Below are 15,896 nucleotides of genomic sequence, written 5' to 3' on the forward strand. Positions count from 1 at the left end.
GTGACCGACGGTCCATTGATCGTTCAGAGTGACAAGACGCTGCTGCTGGAGGTCGACCACGAGTCGGCCGGTGCGGCGCGTCAGGCGATCGCGCCGTTCGCGGAATTGGAGCGGGCGCCGGAGCATGTGCACACCTATCGGGTGACGCCACTGGCGCTGTGGAATGCCCGCGCCGCCGGGCACGACGCCGAACAGGTGGTGGACGCGCTCGTCACCTACTCCCGCTACGCGGTGCCGCAGCCGCTGCTGGTGGACATTGTCGACACTATGGCCCGGTACGGGCGGCTACAGCTGGTGAAACATCCGACGCATGGGCTGACACTGATATCGCTCGATCGCGCGGTGCTCGAGGAAGTATTGCGGCACAAGAAGATCGCGCCCATGCTCGGCGCGCGCATCGACGACGACACCGTTGTCGTGCATCCCTCCGAACGCGGGCGCATCAAGCAGATGCTGTTGAAGATCGGCTGGCCCGCCGAGGATCTCGCCGGATATGTGGACGGTGAGGCGCACGAGATCGACCTGGACTTCACCTCCAAGGAATGGCATCTGCGCGACTACCAGGAAATGGCGGTCGACTCGTTCTGGGCGGGCGGGTCCGGCGTGGTGGTGCTGCCGTGTGGCGCGGGTAAGACCATGGTGGGCGCCGCGGCCATGGCGAAGGCGAACGCGACCACGCTGATCCTGGTCACCAATACTGTGGCGGGGCGGCAATGGCGGCGTGAACTATTGGCGCGCACCTCGCTGACCGAGGACGAGATCGGCGAATACTCCGGCGAACGCAAGGAGATCCGGCCGGTCACCATTGCCACCTACCAGGTCGTCACCCGCAAGACCAAGGGCGAGTACCGGCATCTCGAGCTTTTCGACAGCCGGGACTGGGGGCTGGTCATCTACGACGAGGTACATCTGCTGCCCGCGCCGGTCTTCCGCATGACCGCCGATCTGCAGTCACGGCGACGACTGGGGCTGACCGCGACCCTGGTGCGCGAGGACGGCCGCGAGGGCGATGTGTTCTCACTGATCGGCCCGAAGCGCTATGACGCCCCGTGGAAGGATATCGAGGCACAGGGCTGGATCGCGCCCGCCGACTGCGTCGAGGTGCGGGTGACGCTCACCGATGCCGAGCGGATGGCCTATGCCACCGCCGAACCCGAGGAGCGCTACAAGCTGTGCTCCACCGCGCGCACCAAACTGCCGGTGGTGGAATCGATTCTGGCGCAACACCAGGGCGCGCCGACGCTGGTCATCGGGGCATATCTGGATCAGCTCGACGAGTTGGGCGAGCATTTGAACGCACCCATCATCCAGGGCTCCACCCGCACCAAGGAGCGCGAGGCATTGTTCGAGGCCTTCCGGCAGGGCGAAATTCCCGTGCTTGTGGTGAGCAAGGTCGCTAACTTCTCCATCGACCTGCCAGAAGCATCTGTCGCCGTACAGGTTTCGGGCACCTTCGGATCGCGGCAGGAGGAGGCACAGCGGCTGGGACGGCTGTTGCGGCCGAAACACGATGGCGGCCAGGCTCATTTCTATTCGGTCGTCGCCCGTGACACCCTGGACGCCGAATACGCCGCGCACCGGCAGCGTTTCCTGGCGGAGCAGGGGTACGCCTATCGCATCACCGATGCGGACGATCTGCTGGGACCGACGATAGGATAACTGGAGGATGAGCCTCCAGAAGGCGGGAGAGACGCAAGTGCGACGGCGCTTCGAATTCGCGGTGGACCGCGAGCATGCCCGGGCGGTCAATGAGGTCGGGGCCTATCTGCGGCGGTTGCGTGCGCTCGCGATCGCGGCCGCCATTGTGCTGGGCGTGGGCACCGGATTCCTCATCTGGTTGAACCATCCGTGGTCGTACCTGCTGGCCGTGGCATTCGCGCTCGGGGCGGCGACCGCGTTGTTCGTCGGCCTCTGGACCCCGCACCGCGCCCGCGTCGACAAGCTGTACACGACCGGCACCCTGGTCCCGACCGTGGTGTCGGAGAGCACCGCCAGGGGCACCACCCTGCTGGCACTGGTGAATCTGGCGAAGCCGAATGCCGACGGCCCCCGGTACGCGCTGGTGACCCGCACCGTGAAATCCCTACCCGGACACCGCCCCCGGGCCGGAGAGCGGGTCCCGGCGGTCACTGTGCGCATCGACCGCGCACCCGCCTCCGTCGGTGAGCTCTGGCATTCGGTGACCATGATGCCCATTGCCTGGGGCACCAGGGATCTGAATGTCATCGAGCGCGCCCGCACCGCCATTCTCGACGTCGAATGGCAGCTGCTCACCGATAATCTCGACCTCGCCGCCAAAGTCCGCCGGGTCGACTCCAAGCGTCTGCTGATCGACCCGCAGCAGCTCCCAGAAGAATTGCGCGGCGCGCAGGGCTGACGCCGGACGAGAGCACCTCACCTCATCCCAGCAGGCCACCCGCCTCATTTCGGCGTGCCGCCCCACGTCATCCCGGCGTGCTTTTGGGCGGGATCCACCTTTGCTCAGGAGTGGATTCCGGCCAAAGCACGCCGGAATGACGGATACGGGCCGCCGGGAATGACGGGGTCGGGGCGACCGGAAATCGGGTGTCGGCGGTGGGACGATCTCCGTAGACTGGGCCGATGGTCCCCGCAGCGAATCTGCTGGCGTTCTTTGTCGCGGCAACTGTTTTGATCGTAATCCCTGGTCCCGGTGTGCTTTTCGTCATCGGACGGGCGCTCACCGATGGACGTAAAGCCGCACTGCAGTCCGTCCTCGGCCATTCGCTGGGGGTGCTGGTGGTGCTCGTCTTCGTGGCGGCCGGACTGGGTGCCGTGGTGGCGGCGTCGGCGATCGCCCTGACGGTGGTGAAGATCGTCGGCGCGCTGTACCTGATGTACCTCGGCGTGCAGGCGATTCGTGATCGGAAGTCGCTGCGGGCAGCCCTGCGGGCCGAGGTCGAACCGGCGCAGCGGGGGCGCATGCTGCGGCAGGCATTCCTGGTCGGCATCAGCAATCCGAAGGCCATCATCTTCTTCTCCGCGGTGCTGCCACAGTTCGTGGATCCGGCCAGCGGGGCGGTGGCCGGGCAGATGTTGGTGCTCGGCCTCGTATTCCTCGTGATCGCACTGGTTTCCGATAGCGCGTGGGCATTGCTGGCCGGGTCCGCGCGCAACTGGTTCGCGCGGTCGCCGAAGCGGCTCGAGGCGGTCGGCGGTGCGGGTGGGGTAATGATCTTCGGTCTGGGGGCGAGTGTGGCGGTGTCGGGTACCAGCCACTAGCGGAGCCGACGACTAATATCGGGCTGGCCGGCAAGGGTTGCCGGGAAGGGGCGGCTCGGGTGACAAAGTACAGGCGGTGGCGGTACTCGCTGGCCGGAGTGGCGCTGGTCGCCGCGGTGGCGGCGCCCGCGCAGGCGCAACCGTCGGATCCGCTGTCCGGCGCACCCGGGCTCGGTGATCCCTACTATCCGCTCGACGGCAATGGCGGCTACGACGCCACCCATTACGAGGTCACCGTCTCCTACGATCCGCCCACCCGGCACCTCACCGGTTCGGTGCGGATCGACGCGATCGCCACCCAGGCCCTGCGCACCTTCAATCTGGACTACGACGGTCCGGAGCTGACGAAGGTGTCGGTGAACAACCTGCCCGCCTGGTTCGATCGCACCGATGAGCACGAGCTGGTGATCACTCCCCTGCTGCCGCTGCTGCCCGGTCTGCCGTTGTCGGTGCAGGTCGAATACGCGGGCCCGGTTCCCGAGGGCGAGGACACCGGCTGGTTCACCTCCCCCAGCGGCGGCGCTTTCGTTGCGGGCGAACCACATTCGGCAACCACCTGGTACCCGCTCAACGACACGCCTTTGGATAAAGCGACATTCACGCTGAACGCGACGGTGCCGCAGGAGTGGCAGGTCATGTCCAATGGCCTGAGGACCCAGGACACCGTGACCGATGGCCAACGCACCGTGCGCTGGGAATCGCGGCAACCGGTCATCGGCTACCTGACCACCATGGCCATCGAGAAGTTCGAATTCCTGGAGCAGCGCCGCGCCGATGGCACGCCCCTGCTGAGCGCCTTCGCTCCGGATGCGTTGGCGGCCAAGGAGAACGAGCTGCGGCTGCCGGAGATCCTCGACTTCAACGAGGAGCTGTACGGCCCCTACCCGTTCGACGCGGCGGGCGGTATCTACGTCGACACCGAATTGGAATTCTCGCTGGAGACCCAGACCCGCCCCATCTACGCGCCGTGGACGGATCTGCAGACGGTGGTGCACGAGATAGCCCACCAGTGGTGGGGTGACTCCATGTCGGTCAAACAGTGGTCCGATATCTGCCTGAACGAATGCTTCGCCAGCTACACCGCCGACTACCTGTGGCCGGAACGCAAGGAGGGCAAGGATGTCGACACCCAGTACCGCGAGACGGTCACGAAGTTCTACGACAACCCCAAGTTCTGGCGCATCACCCTCCACGACCCCGGCGTAGGAAATGAATTCACCTCCGTCTACTACCGCGGCCCGCTCTTCCTGCACGCCCTGCGCCGCACCCTCGGCGATGACGTGTTCTTCCCCGCCATCCGCGATTTCGTCTCCGCCCACACCTACGGCAATGCCTCGATGCGGGAGTTCCGTGAGTTCATACAGTCCAAATCGCCGAATGACCTGACCGGCTTCCTCGAAGCCTGGCTCGACCGCGAAGAACCCCCGGCCGAGGAATTCCTCTACCCGGGGTCGCTCCGCTCCTGAATGCCCGCTCGACTCTCGTGTCGGCCGCGCGGTGCGCGACTGGCACGAACAGGGAAGTGGGAAGCGGCTCCCGACACCCGCCGCGCACACGCCGCCGGAGAGCAAGGGCACCAGCCCGCCACACACACGCCACCGGACACCAACAGCACCAGCCCGTCACACACAAACGTCCGGAGCGGCGAGGGCACCGGATAGCTCTGGCGCAGAGGTTTCGACAACCGTGCGGGACGGTCGTGGGACCTGGCGAGCAGGTGGCCGGAGGTACCGCGGCGGTCCAGCGGTTGCCGACTGGCCCGCGACAGCAGGCCGGTGATCGCGCAGCATCGGATTCATGATCGAAGTGACGGCGGTGCTGGGTGTGGCGGCCGCGGCGTTGGGGATGGTGCTGACGCCGGGGCCGAACATGATGTATCTGGTGTCGCGGACGGTATCGCAGGGGCGGCGGGCCGGATTCGTGTCGCTGGCGGGGGTGGCGCTCGGGTTCGGGTGTTATTTGGCGGCCGCGACCGCGGGAATCACCGCCGTATTCGCCGTGGTGCCGGGCTTGTATATGGCGTTGAAGCTCGCGGGGGCGGGGTACCTCGCCTGGCTGGCGTGGAAAGTTCTTCGGCCCGGCGGGATATCGGCATTCGCGCCGCAGGATCTGCCCGCCGACCCGGCGCGGCGACTGTTCACCATGGGCCTGGTGACGAATCTACTCAATCCGAAGATCGCCATTATGTACATGGCGCTCATTCCGCAGTTCGTGGCGCCGGAGCAGGGGCGGGTGTGGTTGCAGAGCCTGGGCCTCGGCGCGGTACAGATCGCGGTCGCGTTGAGCGTGAACGGGCTGATCGTCCTGGGTGCGGGCGCGGTCGCCGGCTTCCTCGCCGGGCGGCCGCTGTGGTTGCGGGCGCAGCGCTGGGTTACCGGAACCATGCTGGGCGCGATAGCGGCCTTGGTCGCCACCGATCGCGCCCGCCCGGTCCCGGCGGCCTGATCAGGGTGCGGGCGGGCCTCAGCCCACATTGACCCCCGCGCGCAACCGCCGGATACCCTCCGCCATGGTCTCGTCGCGCTTGCAGAAGGCGAAGCGCACCAGGTGATTCCAGGACGCCTTGTCATCGGCGAAGACGCTCACCGGGACGGCCGCGACGCCAAGGCGCGCCGGAAGTTCCCGGCAGAAGGCCAGACCGTCGGTCACACCGAGCGGGGTGATATCGGCGCAGACGAAATAGGTTCCGTCACTGCGCTTCACACCGAAGCCCGCCTCGGCCAGAGCCGCGGAGAGCCGGAGTCGCTTATCCGCGAGGGTGTCTCGCAATGCCGCCACCCACTGCTGCTCGTGCCGGATGGCGTGCGCGACGGCGGGCTGGAAGGGCCCGCCGCCGACGAAGGTGAGGAACTGTTTGGCGGCCAGCACCGCGTCGAGCAGCGGCGCGGGGGCGCAGGCCCAGCCGATCTTCCAGCCGGTAACGCTGAAAGTCTTGGCGGCGCTGGAGATTACGACGGTCCGCTCGAACATGCCGGGCAGGGTGGACAGGCTGATGTGCTCGTGCCCGTCGAAGGCGAGATGCTCGTACGCCTCGTCCGCCATCACAATGAGGTCGTGTTCGATGGCGAGTTCGGCAATGGCGGTGAGGTCGTCGCGGTCCAGCACCGTGCCGGTGGGGTTGTGCGGTGAATTCACCAGCAGCATGCGGGTATCGGGGGTGATGGCGGCGCGCAGACTGTCCAGATCGAGCGCGAAACCGTCGCCGTCGGGTACCAGCCGGGCGGTGCGCCGACGCGCCCCCGCGAGCGCGACGGCGGCGGCATAGGAGTCGTAGTACGGCTCGATGAGCGCCACCTCCTGCCCGGGTTCGACCAGGCCGAGAATGGTCGCGGCAATGGCTTCGGTGGCTCCGACGGTGACCAGGACCTGGCTGTCCGGGTCATAGGCGGTGCCGTAGCGGCGAACGCGATCGGCGGCGATGGCCTGGCGCAGCGCCGGGACGCCGCGGCCGGGCGGGTACTGGTTGAAACCGTCCGCAATGGCCTGCCGGGCCACCTCCAGCATGCCCGCGGGCCCGTCGCTGTCCGGGAAGCCCTGTCCGAGATTGACAGCGCCGTGCTGGACGGCGAGTTCGGTCATCTCGGCGAAGATCGTCGACGCGAAGGGGCGCAGGCGTTCGACGGTGGGTGTCAACGGCATGTCCGGAGGGTAGCCCACCGGGACAAATGGTTGCGATTCAATAGCGAACACCTATGTTTCACTTTTGAATTACCTTGCCTACCAGCGCGATTGTGCAATGACCCAAAGGCCGCTAGCCTCCCCGTGTTCCACTTCACATCCACCCCTGGTGGACTATCGAAAGAGGGCGCACCATGGCCTCCTTCATCGACCTGCTCCTACACCCGATAGCGGTCGTCGACTTCGCGGATCAGATCGCGAACCAGCTGATCGGCTGGGGCACCGGATCCACGACCCCGGACGTCAGTGCCGGTTCCAGCTTCCCGCCATCGGGTTCGGGCGGCGGCAATTCCGGTTCCGGCACCGGTTCCGGAATCGGCAATTGCACGCCGACCGGATCGGTCAGCCTCTCCGGCGGTATGGAATGCGAGTCCGGTTCCGGGGTGAGCACGCCACCCAACTGATGACATCCGGTGTGCGGCAGGAACTGTCGGGGGTATGCCGCCCACCATGAGGGATGCGCACTCGGCGCGGTCGCGATCTTCGTGGCCGCGCCGTTCGCGCGACGGGTAGAGCCCGTTCGAAAACCTCAGTGCGTCAACCGGATACCGGTCAGCTTGGCCGGATTCGCCAGATCGTAGATCCCCCAGACCTTCCCGTCCCGCACGGTGAAGCCGTACACCCGGCGCGGATTCCCCGAATGATCATCGCCCGGTTCCCGCCCGTGCACGAGAATCCCCAATTGCCCATTGACCAGTACGGGTTCGAAAACACCCGCCTGCATACTGGCGGGATCGCCGAAGCCGAACTTGCGTCGCAGCCCCAGGAAGAACCGGGCCACCTTGCCCCGGCCCGCCACCACATTGATGGCGGTGGCGGTGGTGCCGCCCGCATCGCCGACGGTGCGCGCGTCCGGATGCAGTGCCGCCACCACCCGGTTCAGATCACCGGAGTAGAGCGCCTCGATGAGGTGCTGTACCGCGACCGCGTGCACCGGGTCGGCCACCGGTTCCGGACTGCGGGCCAAGGTTTTTCGCGCCCGTGTCGCCAGCTGCCGGGCCGCATCGGTGGAAATGCCGAGGATCGCGCCGATCTCATCGAAAGGGACGCTGAATCCGTCGTGCAGCACGAAGGCCACCCGCTGCGGTGGGGTGAGGGTGTCCAGCACGATCATGGCCGCGAAGCGCGCATCCTGTTTGCGGACCACCGCCGCCAGCGGATCCGGGGTGCTCGACGGAGTCGGCCCGGTCACCACGGGTTCCGGAAGCCACTGCCCCACATAGGTTTCCCGCCGTGCGGCGGCACTGCGCAACCGGTCCAGGCAGATCCGGCCGACCACGGTGGTGAGCCAGGCGCGCAGATCCTCGATCTCGTATTGCGGTGCGGTAGCCAGGCGTAACCAGCTCTCCTGCACCGCGTCCTCGGCGTCGCTGACACTGCCCGTCAACCGGTAGGCCACCGAGAGCAGATGCGGCCGATGAGATTCGAACAAGTCGGCGAGAAGAGCGGCAACCATCAGGAAGATGCTACGGAGCTGCCGCGACCCGCCCGCCGCGACCCTACCCACAACGGATATCCACTCGCGTATTCCCGAATCCGTGCCAGCATGACCCGATGGACCCGAGCACCCTGTCGAACGGAACGGTCTGGCTGTCGCCACCGACGGTGCACGATATCGACACCATTACCGCCTGCTGCCAGGAACCTTCCCTCGGCCGCTGGACAACCATGCCCGTCCCGTATCACCGCGAACACGCGGAAGCGTTCATTACCGATATCGTCATCCCGGGCTGGGCCGCCCACAGACCGACCTGGGCCCTACGCCCCAGCGCCGATGGACCGGTCATCGGCATGATCGGCCTGAATCCGTACCGCGGCCCCGCCGACGAAGGCGCCGAAATCGGCTTCTGGCTCAGCCCGGCCGCCCGTGGTCGCGGCCTCATGACCCAGGCCGTCGACCTCGTCTGCACCACCGGATTCGCCCCCGACGCCTTCGGTTTCGGCCGCATCGAATGGCGCGCGATCGTCGGCAACCTCGCCTCCGCCGCCGTAGCCAGTCGCGCTGGTTTCCACTACGAGGGCCTGCTGCGCGGCGGCATGATTCAGCGCGGCGTCCGCCACGACACCTGGGTCGCCTCCCGGCTCCCCACCGACCCGCCCGGTCCGGCAACCGACTGGCCCGCGGAATTCCCCTGACCGGTCCTCGTACGCGGTGCGCTGGCAGTGGCGGTTTCCGGAGGCCTTCGTCGCCCTGAGCGAAGTTGCCGGTGCTTCACACCGCCGCCCGGCAGCGGTGTGCCGATCCGACTCAATGCGGCTGACCGAAAGCCGCACGTGATGCGTCTCCTCGTCATTCCGGCGTGTTTGTGGCCGGAATCCACGCCCGAGAAGCCTCGCTACACCGTGTGGATCCCGGCCGAGAAACGCGTCCGGGGTGACAGGACGTCCAGTCCCGGAACGTCAACGCAACCCAACCGACCGGTCGCGTGTAGCCGAATTGTCGGTCCCGCACTCGTAGGCTTGGGGATATGACGCTCGAGGAGATCGCGGGCGAGCTGTATGGCGTCGCTCCGGCCGGGTTCGTCGCGGCGCGCGACGAGTGGGTGCGGCGGGCGCGGGCGGATGGGGATCGGGAGCTGGCGGCGGCGATCGGGAAGTTGCGGCGGCCGACCGTGGCGGCGTGGGCGGTGAATCTGCTGGTCAGGCAGGCCCACGAGGAGGTGGGCGCGCTGCTGGAGCTGGGGGATGCGCTACGCGACGCGCAGCGGCGACTGTCCGGGGATCGGTTGCGGACCCTGACTACCCAGCGACAGCAGGTGGTGAATGCGCTGACCCGGAAAGCCGGGGAGTTGGCACCCGACCACGGACAGCCACTCAGCGAAACGGTGCTGCGCGAGGTCGGTCAAACCCTGCATGCCGCCCTCGCCGACCCCGAAGTGGCCAACCAGGTCCGTGCCGGAACGCTCACCAGCGCCACCACCTACGAGGGCTTCGGCCCCGCCAGCCTGATGTCCGTCCCGGACCGACCCGCCACCCGGGGCAAGTCCAGCGCACGCGATAGGGCCTCCGCGCACGCCACCGCCGCCGGAGCGGATACGACTGCGGTGGGTGCCGACGCGGCGGCCGACGAATCCGACGCCGCCGCGCCGACTTCCACCAGCCGGTCCGCGCGTCGTGACGCCCGAACCACGAAATCGCGGTCGCGGACAAGCGAATCCGCTGACCGGCCCGACCCACAGGCGCAGACCCGGCAGGAGCTGACCGAGGCCCTCGAAGCTCTGCAATCAGCCCGCGCGGCCCGCGATTCCGCCCGCTCCGAACACGACCGAACCACCTCTGACCTGGCCACCATCGAGGCGCGCATCTCCGCCCTCCGTGAGGACCTCTCGCACGCCGAGACCGAACGCCGCTTCACCGTCGCCGCCAACCGCACCGCCAACGAAGCCCTCACCAAGGCCCAACGCCACCTCGACCACGTCGAACGCTGGGCCGAGAAGGTCCGAACCCGGCTCTCCCCCAGCTGATCCCAGCTATCCACAACCATCCACAGCTGACCCGGATGCACAACCATCCACAGCCGCCCCATGGCATCCACCGTCACCATGCCGCCACCCCGTCGGTCGGGGATGGCGGGAGAGCTGCGCACCATGGCGACGAGAGGCACCGCCGACCAACCTGAAAGCGCGCCGCGTCCGGAGATCGAGACTCCGCCCTGGGGCAGCGGGCTGAGCGGGTGGCCGGAGTTGCCGTACGTCTCGTGACCGATCCACCCCGTCATCCCGGCGAGGAGAGTCACCGCTCAGGAATTATGACCGGGCGCTGAGTGCCGAACCAACGCTGTTCGAAGAGCCTCGGGCGTAGATTTCGAATATGGCGACTGAGGCGCGCTTCGACTGGATCGTCGAGACCATGGACATTCGGAGTGGGGACCGGATACTGGAGATCGGGCCGGGGTCCAGTCCGTCGGTGCGATATCTGGCCGCCCCGCTGGAAAGCGGCCATGTGATTGCCATCGATCGCTCGGCAACAGCCATCGCGCGATCGACCGAAAAGCATGCCGCGCTGATCGATTCGGGCCGGGTGCGATTGGTGGAGGCCGCATTGGAGCAGGTCCTTCCGGAGGATGTGCTCGACGACGGTCGGCGCTTCGACAAAATCCTCGCGGTCAATGTGAATCTCTTCTGGACCCGCCGCCCCACCACCGAACTCGCCCGCATCCGCGACGTACTCGCCCCGACCGGAACCCTGTACCTGGTCTACGGCTACGGCGACCCCGCCGACCACACCTCGGCCAGCCCGAAACCCTTGCCGGGCAAGCTCGCCGAATATCTGCGGGAGTCCGGCTTCGATACCGAAACCCGCTCCTGCGGCGACCTTCTCTGCATTACGGCCACCCCCGCCTGACTCCGGCGTTGCTCGACCCCGCAGACGACTTCGCGCACGTTCCCCCACCGCATCATGCGACGAGCGGAGTGGAAACGTGCGCGAAGTCGATCGGCGAATTCATCCACAGCTGTGCACAGGTGTGCATGAATCACGCGGGACCGCTTGTGCGAGTACCGGTCTCAGGCGCAGGTACGGCGCTCGGCAACCGCCGCCGCCAGGCGCTCCAGCTGTACGGCGGTGGTATCCCAGTCGAGGCAGGCATCGGTGATGGACTGCCCGTACGCCAGGTCGTCGGACCGCCCGAGGGTCAGGTCCTGGCGGCCCGCGACAATGAAGCTCTCCATCATGAGACCGACAGTGTGGGTCTCGCCGCCCGCGATGCGCTCGGCGATATCGGTGACGACATCGACCTGCTTGTTGTGGTCCTTCTTGCTATTGCCGTGGCTGGCGTCGACCACGATTCGCTCCGGCAGCGAAGCCTTTTCCAGGCGCAGGCAGGCTTCGGCGACGGAGGCGGCGTCGAAGTTGGTGCCATTGGTGCCGCCGCGCAGAATGACGTGGCAGTCCGGGTTGCCCGCGGTGCGAATCAGCGCGGAGCGGCCCTCGAGATCGGTGCCGGGGAAGACGTGGCTGGCGGCGGCGGCGCGCACACCGTCCACGGCGACCTGCACATCACCGTCGGTGCCGTTCTTGATGCCGACCGGCATGGACAGCGCGCTGGACAGCTGGCGGTGTACCTGGCTGGCGGCGGTCCGCGCGCCGATCGCACCGTAGGACACCAGGTCCGCGATGTACTGCGGGGTAATGGGGTCGAGGAATTCACAGGCCACCGGCAGACCCAGGGCGGTGATATCCACCAGCAACTGCCGTCCCAGATCCAGGCCGGTATTGATATCGAAGCTGCCATCCAGGTGCGGGTCGTTGATGAGGCCCTTCCAACCCAGCGTGGTGCGCGGCTTCTCGAAGTAGACCCGCATCACGATATGCAGCCGGTCCCCGAGTTCATCGGCCTTGGCCGCCAACCGGCGGGCGTAGTCGAGCGCGGCCCCGGTGTCGTGCACCGAACACGGGCCGACAATCACCATGAGACGGTCGTCGGCACCATTGAGGACGTCGACGGTGGCCTTGCGGCCCGCGCGCACGGTATCGGCGAGCGCATCGTCAATGGGGTGGGCGCGACGGACCTCGGCGGGCGAGCGCAGCGGGCTCACGCTGAGGGTGCGCTGATCGTCCAGATCGGCATGCCTGGAATCGATGGCGGCGGCGAGGGTCATGATCGTGGGTTCCTTTTCTCAGGCCGACCCACGGGAGATTCGCGGAAAATCCTCGGAGCCGGTCTGTATCTTCCGGCTCGGGGTGGAGGAGGTCAGCGCGCGGTCACGCCGCTCGGCCCACCCGGGGCCGGCTGGCTAAACCAGAAATACACGCGCTGCATGGCGGCGACAGTACCAGAAGAGACAGAAAATGCGTGTGTTGGCTACCACAGTGCGCGTCTCATAGTATGGGATGAGCTTTCGCGCCTCGGGATATGCGAAGTGACAACTGGTTTGTCGAGGTTGTAGCCATCTGATCAGAACAGCCCGTCATCGCGAGGATGACCGGGCGACATCGCGCTCACCGGGTGCGCCCAAGACCGGAGCCCGGTGCGGAACGGTTCCGTACCGGGCTTCGGCTGATCGTCAGCTCCACTGGCCGGGCATGTAGTCCCCGCCGACATTGCCCGCCAGCACGTTGAGCCGGTTCCAGGCGTTGATATTCGCGATGAGGGAGATCAGCGCGCCGATCTGGTTCTCGTCGTAGTGCTTGCGCACCAGCGCCCAGGTTTCGTCGGTCACGCGATTGTGCGGATCGGAGAGGCGGGTGCCCTCCTCGGTGAGCGCCAGCGCGGCCCGCTCGGCCTCGGTGAATACCGTGGATTCGCGCCAGGCTGCGACCATGGCCAGCCGCACCGGGGTCTCACCGGCGTGCGCGGCGTCCTTGGTGTGCATATCGAGGCACAGTCCGCAGCCGTTGATCTGGGAGGCGAGAATCTTCACCAGCTCCTGGGTGGCCTTGGGCAGTTCGGAATCCTCGGCGACGCGGCCCGCGGTTATGAGTCGCTTGACGAACTTGCTGGCGATGTCATTGGCGAAGAGGCTGAAACGCGGTTCCATGATCAGGTCCTTTGCTCTTGTTTTCATGGGCTCTACCAGGACGACGACGTGGGTCGCCGGGGTGTGACATCCGGTTGCGTGAACCGGGCCGCGCGGACTACCGCACCGGAAAGTTGGCGCGGATCACGTTGTGCTGGTCGCGGTTTCGCTTGAGATCGCGCAGCCGCGCCAGGGTGAGGTCGCCGAAGGCCGCCGCGGCGGTCTCGCCCGGGCTGAGGAAGGTGTAGGGCTTGCCGCCGCTGATGTGGTCACCGAGGGCGTCCACCACGGCCTGCCGCTTGGCGGCGACGGCGTCGCGCACCTGCGGGATACCCAGGCCCAGCAGGTAGAGCAGGTACGGCTCGGCGACCGGACCACGGGCTCCACCGTCGGGACGGGCGGTGGCGAACGCGCCGCCGAGCCCGCGGACCTGGATATTCATCAGCGGCGCGACCGCGTCGTCGACCAGGATCTTCGTCACCTCGTCACCGAGATCGGTGAGCAGATCACCGCGCGACAGTGACGGACTCGGGTCGGTGGGTTCGGCGGTAATGGCACCGATCTGCGCCGGGGTCAGCGCACCGCGCTTATCGCTCATGAGTCCGCCGAGCCGGTCGATGGCCGCCGTCGCATCACGACCCGCCTCGGCGGCGCCGAGGTAGGCGACGTCGAGGGCCACCATTTCCGGCGCGTTCGGGAACTGGAAGCGCTGGAACCATGCCGACAGCTCGACGGGTGCGTCGGTGGTGAGCTCCCGGAAGGTCTCCCACACCTCGGCGGCACGAGCGCCCGGGAACATGACCCGGCCGCCGTAGACGGAAGGCACCGGGAACAGGTCGAATTCGAGGCCGGTCACGATAGCGAAGTCGCCGCCGCCGCCGCGCAGCGCCCAGAACAGCTCCGGGTCGTTCTCGGCGGTGACCCGGGCCGGGCGGCCATCGGCATCGACAATGTCGAAGGCGCGCACCGCATCCGAGGCCCAGCCGTATTTGCGGGTGAACCAACCGGCGCCGCCGCCGAGGGTGTAGCCGGTCACACCGACCACCGGGTTACTGCCCGCGAGGCCGGTAAGGCCGTGCGGCGCAGCGGCTTTCTGGATCTGCCCCCAAGCGACACCGGATCCGACCCGGGCGATACGTGCCGCGGCGTCGATCTCGACACCATCGAAACGATGGGTGCGCAGCAGGATCGCGCCGTCGATATCACCGGTCGCGCCGTGTCCGGTCGGCTGGGTCACCACCGGCACCCCGGCCTTGCGGGCCCGAGTGAGCACGGCAGCCACATCGTCGACGGCGGCGGCTTCCACCACCGCGCCGACCCGCTGGGTGATTGCCAGATTCCAGGGCTGGGCGGCCTGCTCGAACTCGGCGTCACCGGGGAGCAGCACTCGGCCGCGGACGGACTGGCGCAGATCGTTGAATGTCATTGTGCTTCCTGCCTCTAGGAACTCATCGCGTTTGTCGCGTTCATAGAGTCGACGAGGCAGGCAGCTCGGCTGTGACACGCACCGACGAGTGACGCTGATCACTCACCTCCGGTGCGTGCCGAATATTCGCCCTACTTCCGCGCGAACGGAAAACTGACCTTGGTCAGCTGCTCCGACAGTTCCCACAGGCGGCGGGCCGTCATCTCGTCCCGGGAGGCGGAGGAACAACCGCTGCGGCCGGGATGTCCCCGCAGGCCGCGCAATCCGGTCGGACCGTAGTACGCACCCGGCTGCACCTCGGCGGTGGCCGCGAAGAGCGTTGGCAGCGCGCCCATCTCGGCACTCTGAGCGAACAGGCGATTACCGATGGACATGAGGAAGTCCATCGCCGACTCGGTATGCGACTGCAAATCCGTTGCGGCATAGCCGGGATGGGCCGCCACCGACAGCTTCGACGAACCGGCGGCGGTGAGACGGCGCTGCAATTCGTAGGCGAACATGAGATTGGCGAGCTTGGCCTGACCGTAGGCGGCCCAGCGCTGATAGCGGCGGCGCTCCCAGTTCAGGTCGGCGAGATCGATTTTTCCGATCGAGTGCGCACCGCTGGATACGGTGACCACGCGCTCGCGTACCTTGTCCAGCAGCAGTCCGGTCAGCGCGAAGTGGCCGAGATGGTTTGTGCCGATCTGCATTTCGAAACCGTCGGCGGTACGGCGCTGCGGCACCGCCATGACCCCGGCATTGTTGATCAGCACATCGACGGAATCGATGGAATCGGCGAATTCGCGCACCGAAGCCAGGTCGGCGAGATCGAGTCGGCGTACCTGCGCCCGCTCCCCCATCCGATTGGCGACGGCATGCGCCTTCACCTCATTGCGACAGGCCATGATCACCCGTGCCCCCGCATCGACCAGCGCGCGCGTGGCGACGGCGCCCAGGCCGCCGTTCGCGCCCGTCACGATATAGGTGCGCCCGGCCAGATCGGGGATATCGGCTATGTCCCAACCACTCACGCGCACAGTCTAGGTGCGGGGACGCGGCGGCGTCGGGTCTCGGCGAGAGCCGCTCGATATCGCAGCGGGAACCATGTCATG

The 15,896-nt window shown here is 67.1% G+C and carries 16 protein-coding genes; 10 read left to right on the plus strand and 6 right to left on the minus strand.

The genetic code is table 11. The annotated features are described in order from the left end of the window. From NU1_RS10305 to NU1_RS10325, 5 genes are all read left to right on the plus strand, one after another. A complete protein-coding gene (locus tag NU1_RS10305) occupies nt 1–1,659 on the plus strand; it encodes a DNA repair helicase XPB (protein ID WP_067519736.1) in 1,659 nt (552 codons plus the stop codon). A 7-nt stretch (nt 1,660–1,666) separates the two neighbouring features. Continuing rightward, nucleotides 1,667–2,377 (plus strand): DUF3239 domain-containing protein, encoded by a 711-nt coding sequence (locus NU1_RS10310; protein ID WP_067519738.1) that lies wholly within the window; start codon nt 1,667–1,669, stop codon nt 2,375–2,377. Nucleotides 2,378–2,601: 224 nt separating this feature from the next. Then, nucleotides 2,602–3,240: a LysE family translocator gene (locus NU1_RS10315; RefSeq protein WP_067519740.1), complete on the plus strand. Its 639-nt coding sequence runs from the start codon at nt 2,602–2,604 to the stop codon at nt 3,238–3,240. Nucleotides 3,241–3,299: 59 nt separating this feature from the next. Further along, nucleotides 3,300–4,706, plus strand: coding sequence for a M1 family metallopeptidase (locus NU1_RS10320; RefSeq protein WP_067519742.1), 1,407 nt, complete (start codon nt 3,300–3,302; stop codon nt 4,704–4,706). A 331-nt stretch (nt 4,707–5,037) separates the two neighbouring features. Next, nucleotides 5,038–5,685: a LysE family translocator gene (locus NU1_RS10325; protein ID WP_067519744.1), complete on the plus strand. Its 648-nt coding sequence runs from the start codon at nt 5,038–5,040 to the stop codon at nt 5,683–5,685. Nucleotides 5,686–5,703: 18 nt separating this feature from the next. Here the strand turns inward: NU1_RS10325 and NU1_RS10330 are convergent, their stop codons facing one another. Further along, nucleotides 5,704–6,879 carry a pyridoxal phosphate-dependent aminotransferase gene (locus tag NU1_RS10330; protein WP_067519746.1) on the minus strand — a complete coding sequence of 392 codons (1,176 nt, stop codon included), beginning with the start codon at nt 6,877–6,879 and terminating at the stop codon, nt 5,704–5,706. 173 nt (nt 6,880–7,052) lie between these two features. Between NU1_RS10330 and NU1_RS10335 the strand changes: the two genes are divergently transcribed. After that, nucleotides 7,053–7,322 (plus strand): hypothetical protein, encoded by a 270-nt coding sequence (locus tag NU1_RS10335; protein WP_067519748.1) that lies wholly within the window; start codon nt 7,053–7,055, stop codon nt 7,320–7,322. 125 nt (nt 7,323–7,447) lie between these two features. On the opposite strand, the gene NU1_RS10340 is transcribed toward NU1_RS10335, so the two are convergent. Further along, nucleotides 7,448–8,374 (minus strand): sigma-70 family RNA polymerase sigma factor, encoded by a 927-nt coding sequence (locus NU1_RS10340; protein WP_067519750.1) that lies wholly within the window; start codon nt 8,372–8,374, stop codon nt 7,448–7,450. Between the two features lie 98 nt (nt 8,375–8,472). Here NU1_RS10340 and NU1_RS10345 point away from each other — a divergent pair, with 98 nt between their 5' ends. From NU1_RS10345 to NU1_RS10355, 4 genes are all read left to right on the plus strand, one after another. Continuing rightward, a complete protein-coding gene (locus NU1_RS10345; protein ID WP_067519752.1) occupies nt 8,473–9,054 on the plus strand; it encodes a GNAT family N-acetyltransferase in 582 nt (193 codons plus the stop codon). Between the two features lie 332 nt (nt 9,055–9,386). Continuing rightward, nucleotides 9,387–10,382, plus strand: coding sequence for a hypothetical protein (locus NU1_RS10350; protein WP_067519754.1), 996 nt, complete (start codon nt 9,387–9,389; stop codon nt 10,380–10,382). Between the two features lie 60 nt (nt 10,383–10,442). Next, a complete protein-coding gene (locus NU1_RS41275; protein ID WP_157552085.1) occupies nt 10,443–10,619 on the plus strand; it encodes a hypothetical protein in 177 nt (58 codons plus the stop codon). A 109-nt stretch (nt 10,620–10,728) separates the two neighbouring features. Beyond that, on the plus strand, nt 10,729–11,262 hold the full coding sequence (locus tag NU1_RS10355) for a class I SAM-dependent methyltransferase (protein WP_067519756.1): 534 nt from the start codon (nt 10,729–10,731) through the stop codon (nt 11,260–11,262). A gap of 161 nt (nt 11,263–11,423) precedes the next feature. Here NU1_RS10355 and NU1_RS10360 read toward each other — a convergent pair whose 3' ends face one another. From NU1_RS10360 to NU1_RS10375, 4 genes are all read right to left on the minus strand, one after another. Continuing rightward, complete coding sequence (locus tag NU1_RS10360; protein WP_067519757.1) at nt 11,424–12,518, minus strand: 3-deoxy-7-phosphoheptulonate synthase; 1,095 nt, start codon at nt 12,516–12,518, stop codon at nt 11,424–11,426. Between the two features lie 405 nt (nt 12,519–12,923). Beyond that, nucleotides 12,924–13,397 (minus strand): carboxymuconolactone decarboxylase family protein, encoded by a 474-nt coding sequence (locus NU1_RS10365; RefSeq protein WP_067519759.1) that lies wholly within the window; start codon nt 13,395–13,397, stop codon nt 12,924–12,926. 97 nt (nt 13,398–13,494) lie between these two features. Next, nucleotides 13,495–14,802, minus strand: a complete 1,308-nt coding sequence (locus NU1_RS10370; protein WP_067519760.1) for an FAD-binding oxidoreductase — start codon at nt 14,800–14,802, stop codon at nt 13,495–13,497. Between the two features lie 131 nt (nt 14,803–14,933). Continuing rightward, nucleotides 14,934–15,815, minus strand: coding sequence for an oxidoreductase (locus NU1_RS10375; protein WP_067519762.1), 882 nt, complete (start codon nt 15,813–15,815; stop codon nt 14,934–14,936). Between the last annotated feature and the right edge of the window lie 81 nt (nt 15,816–15,896).

Origin of the sequence: Nocardia uniformis NBRC 13702 (genome assembly GCF_001613345.1) — a bacterium.
Lineage (GTDB): Bacteria > Actinomycetota > Actinomycetes > Mycobacteriales > Mycobacteriaceae > Nocardia > Nocardia uniformis.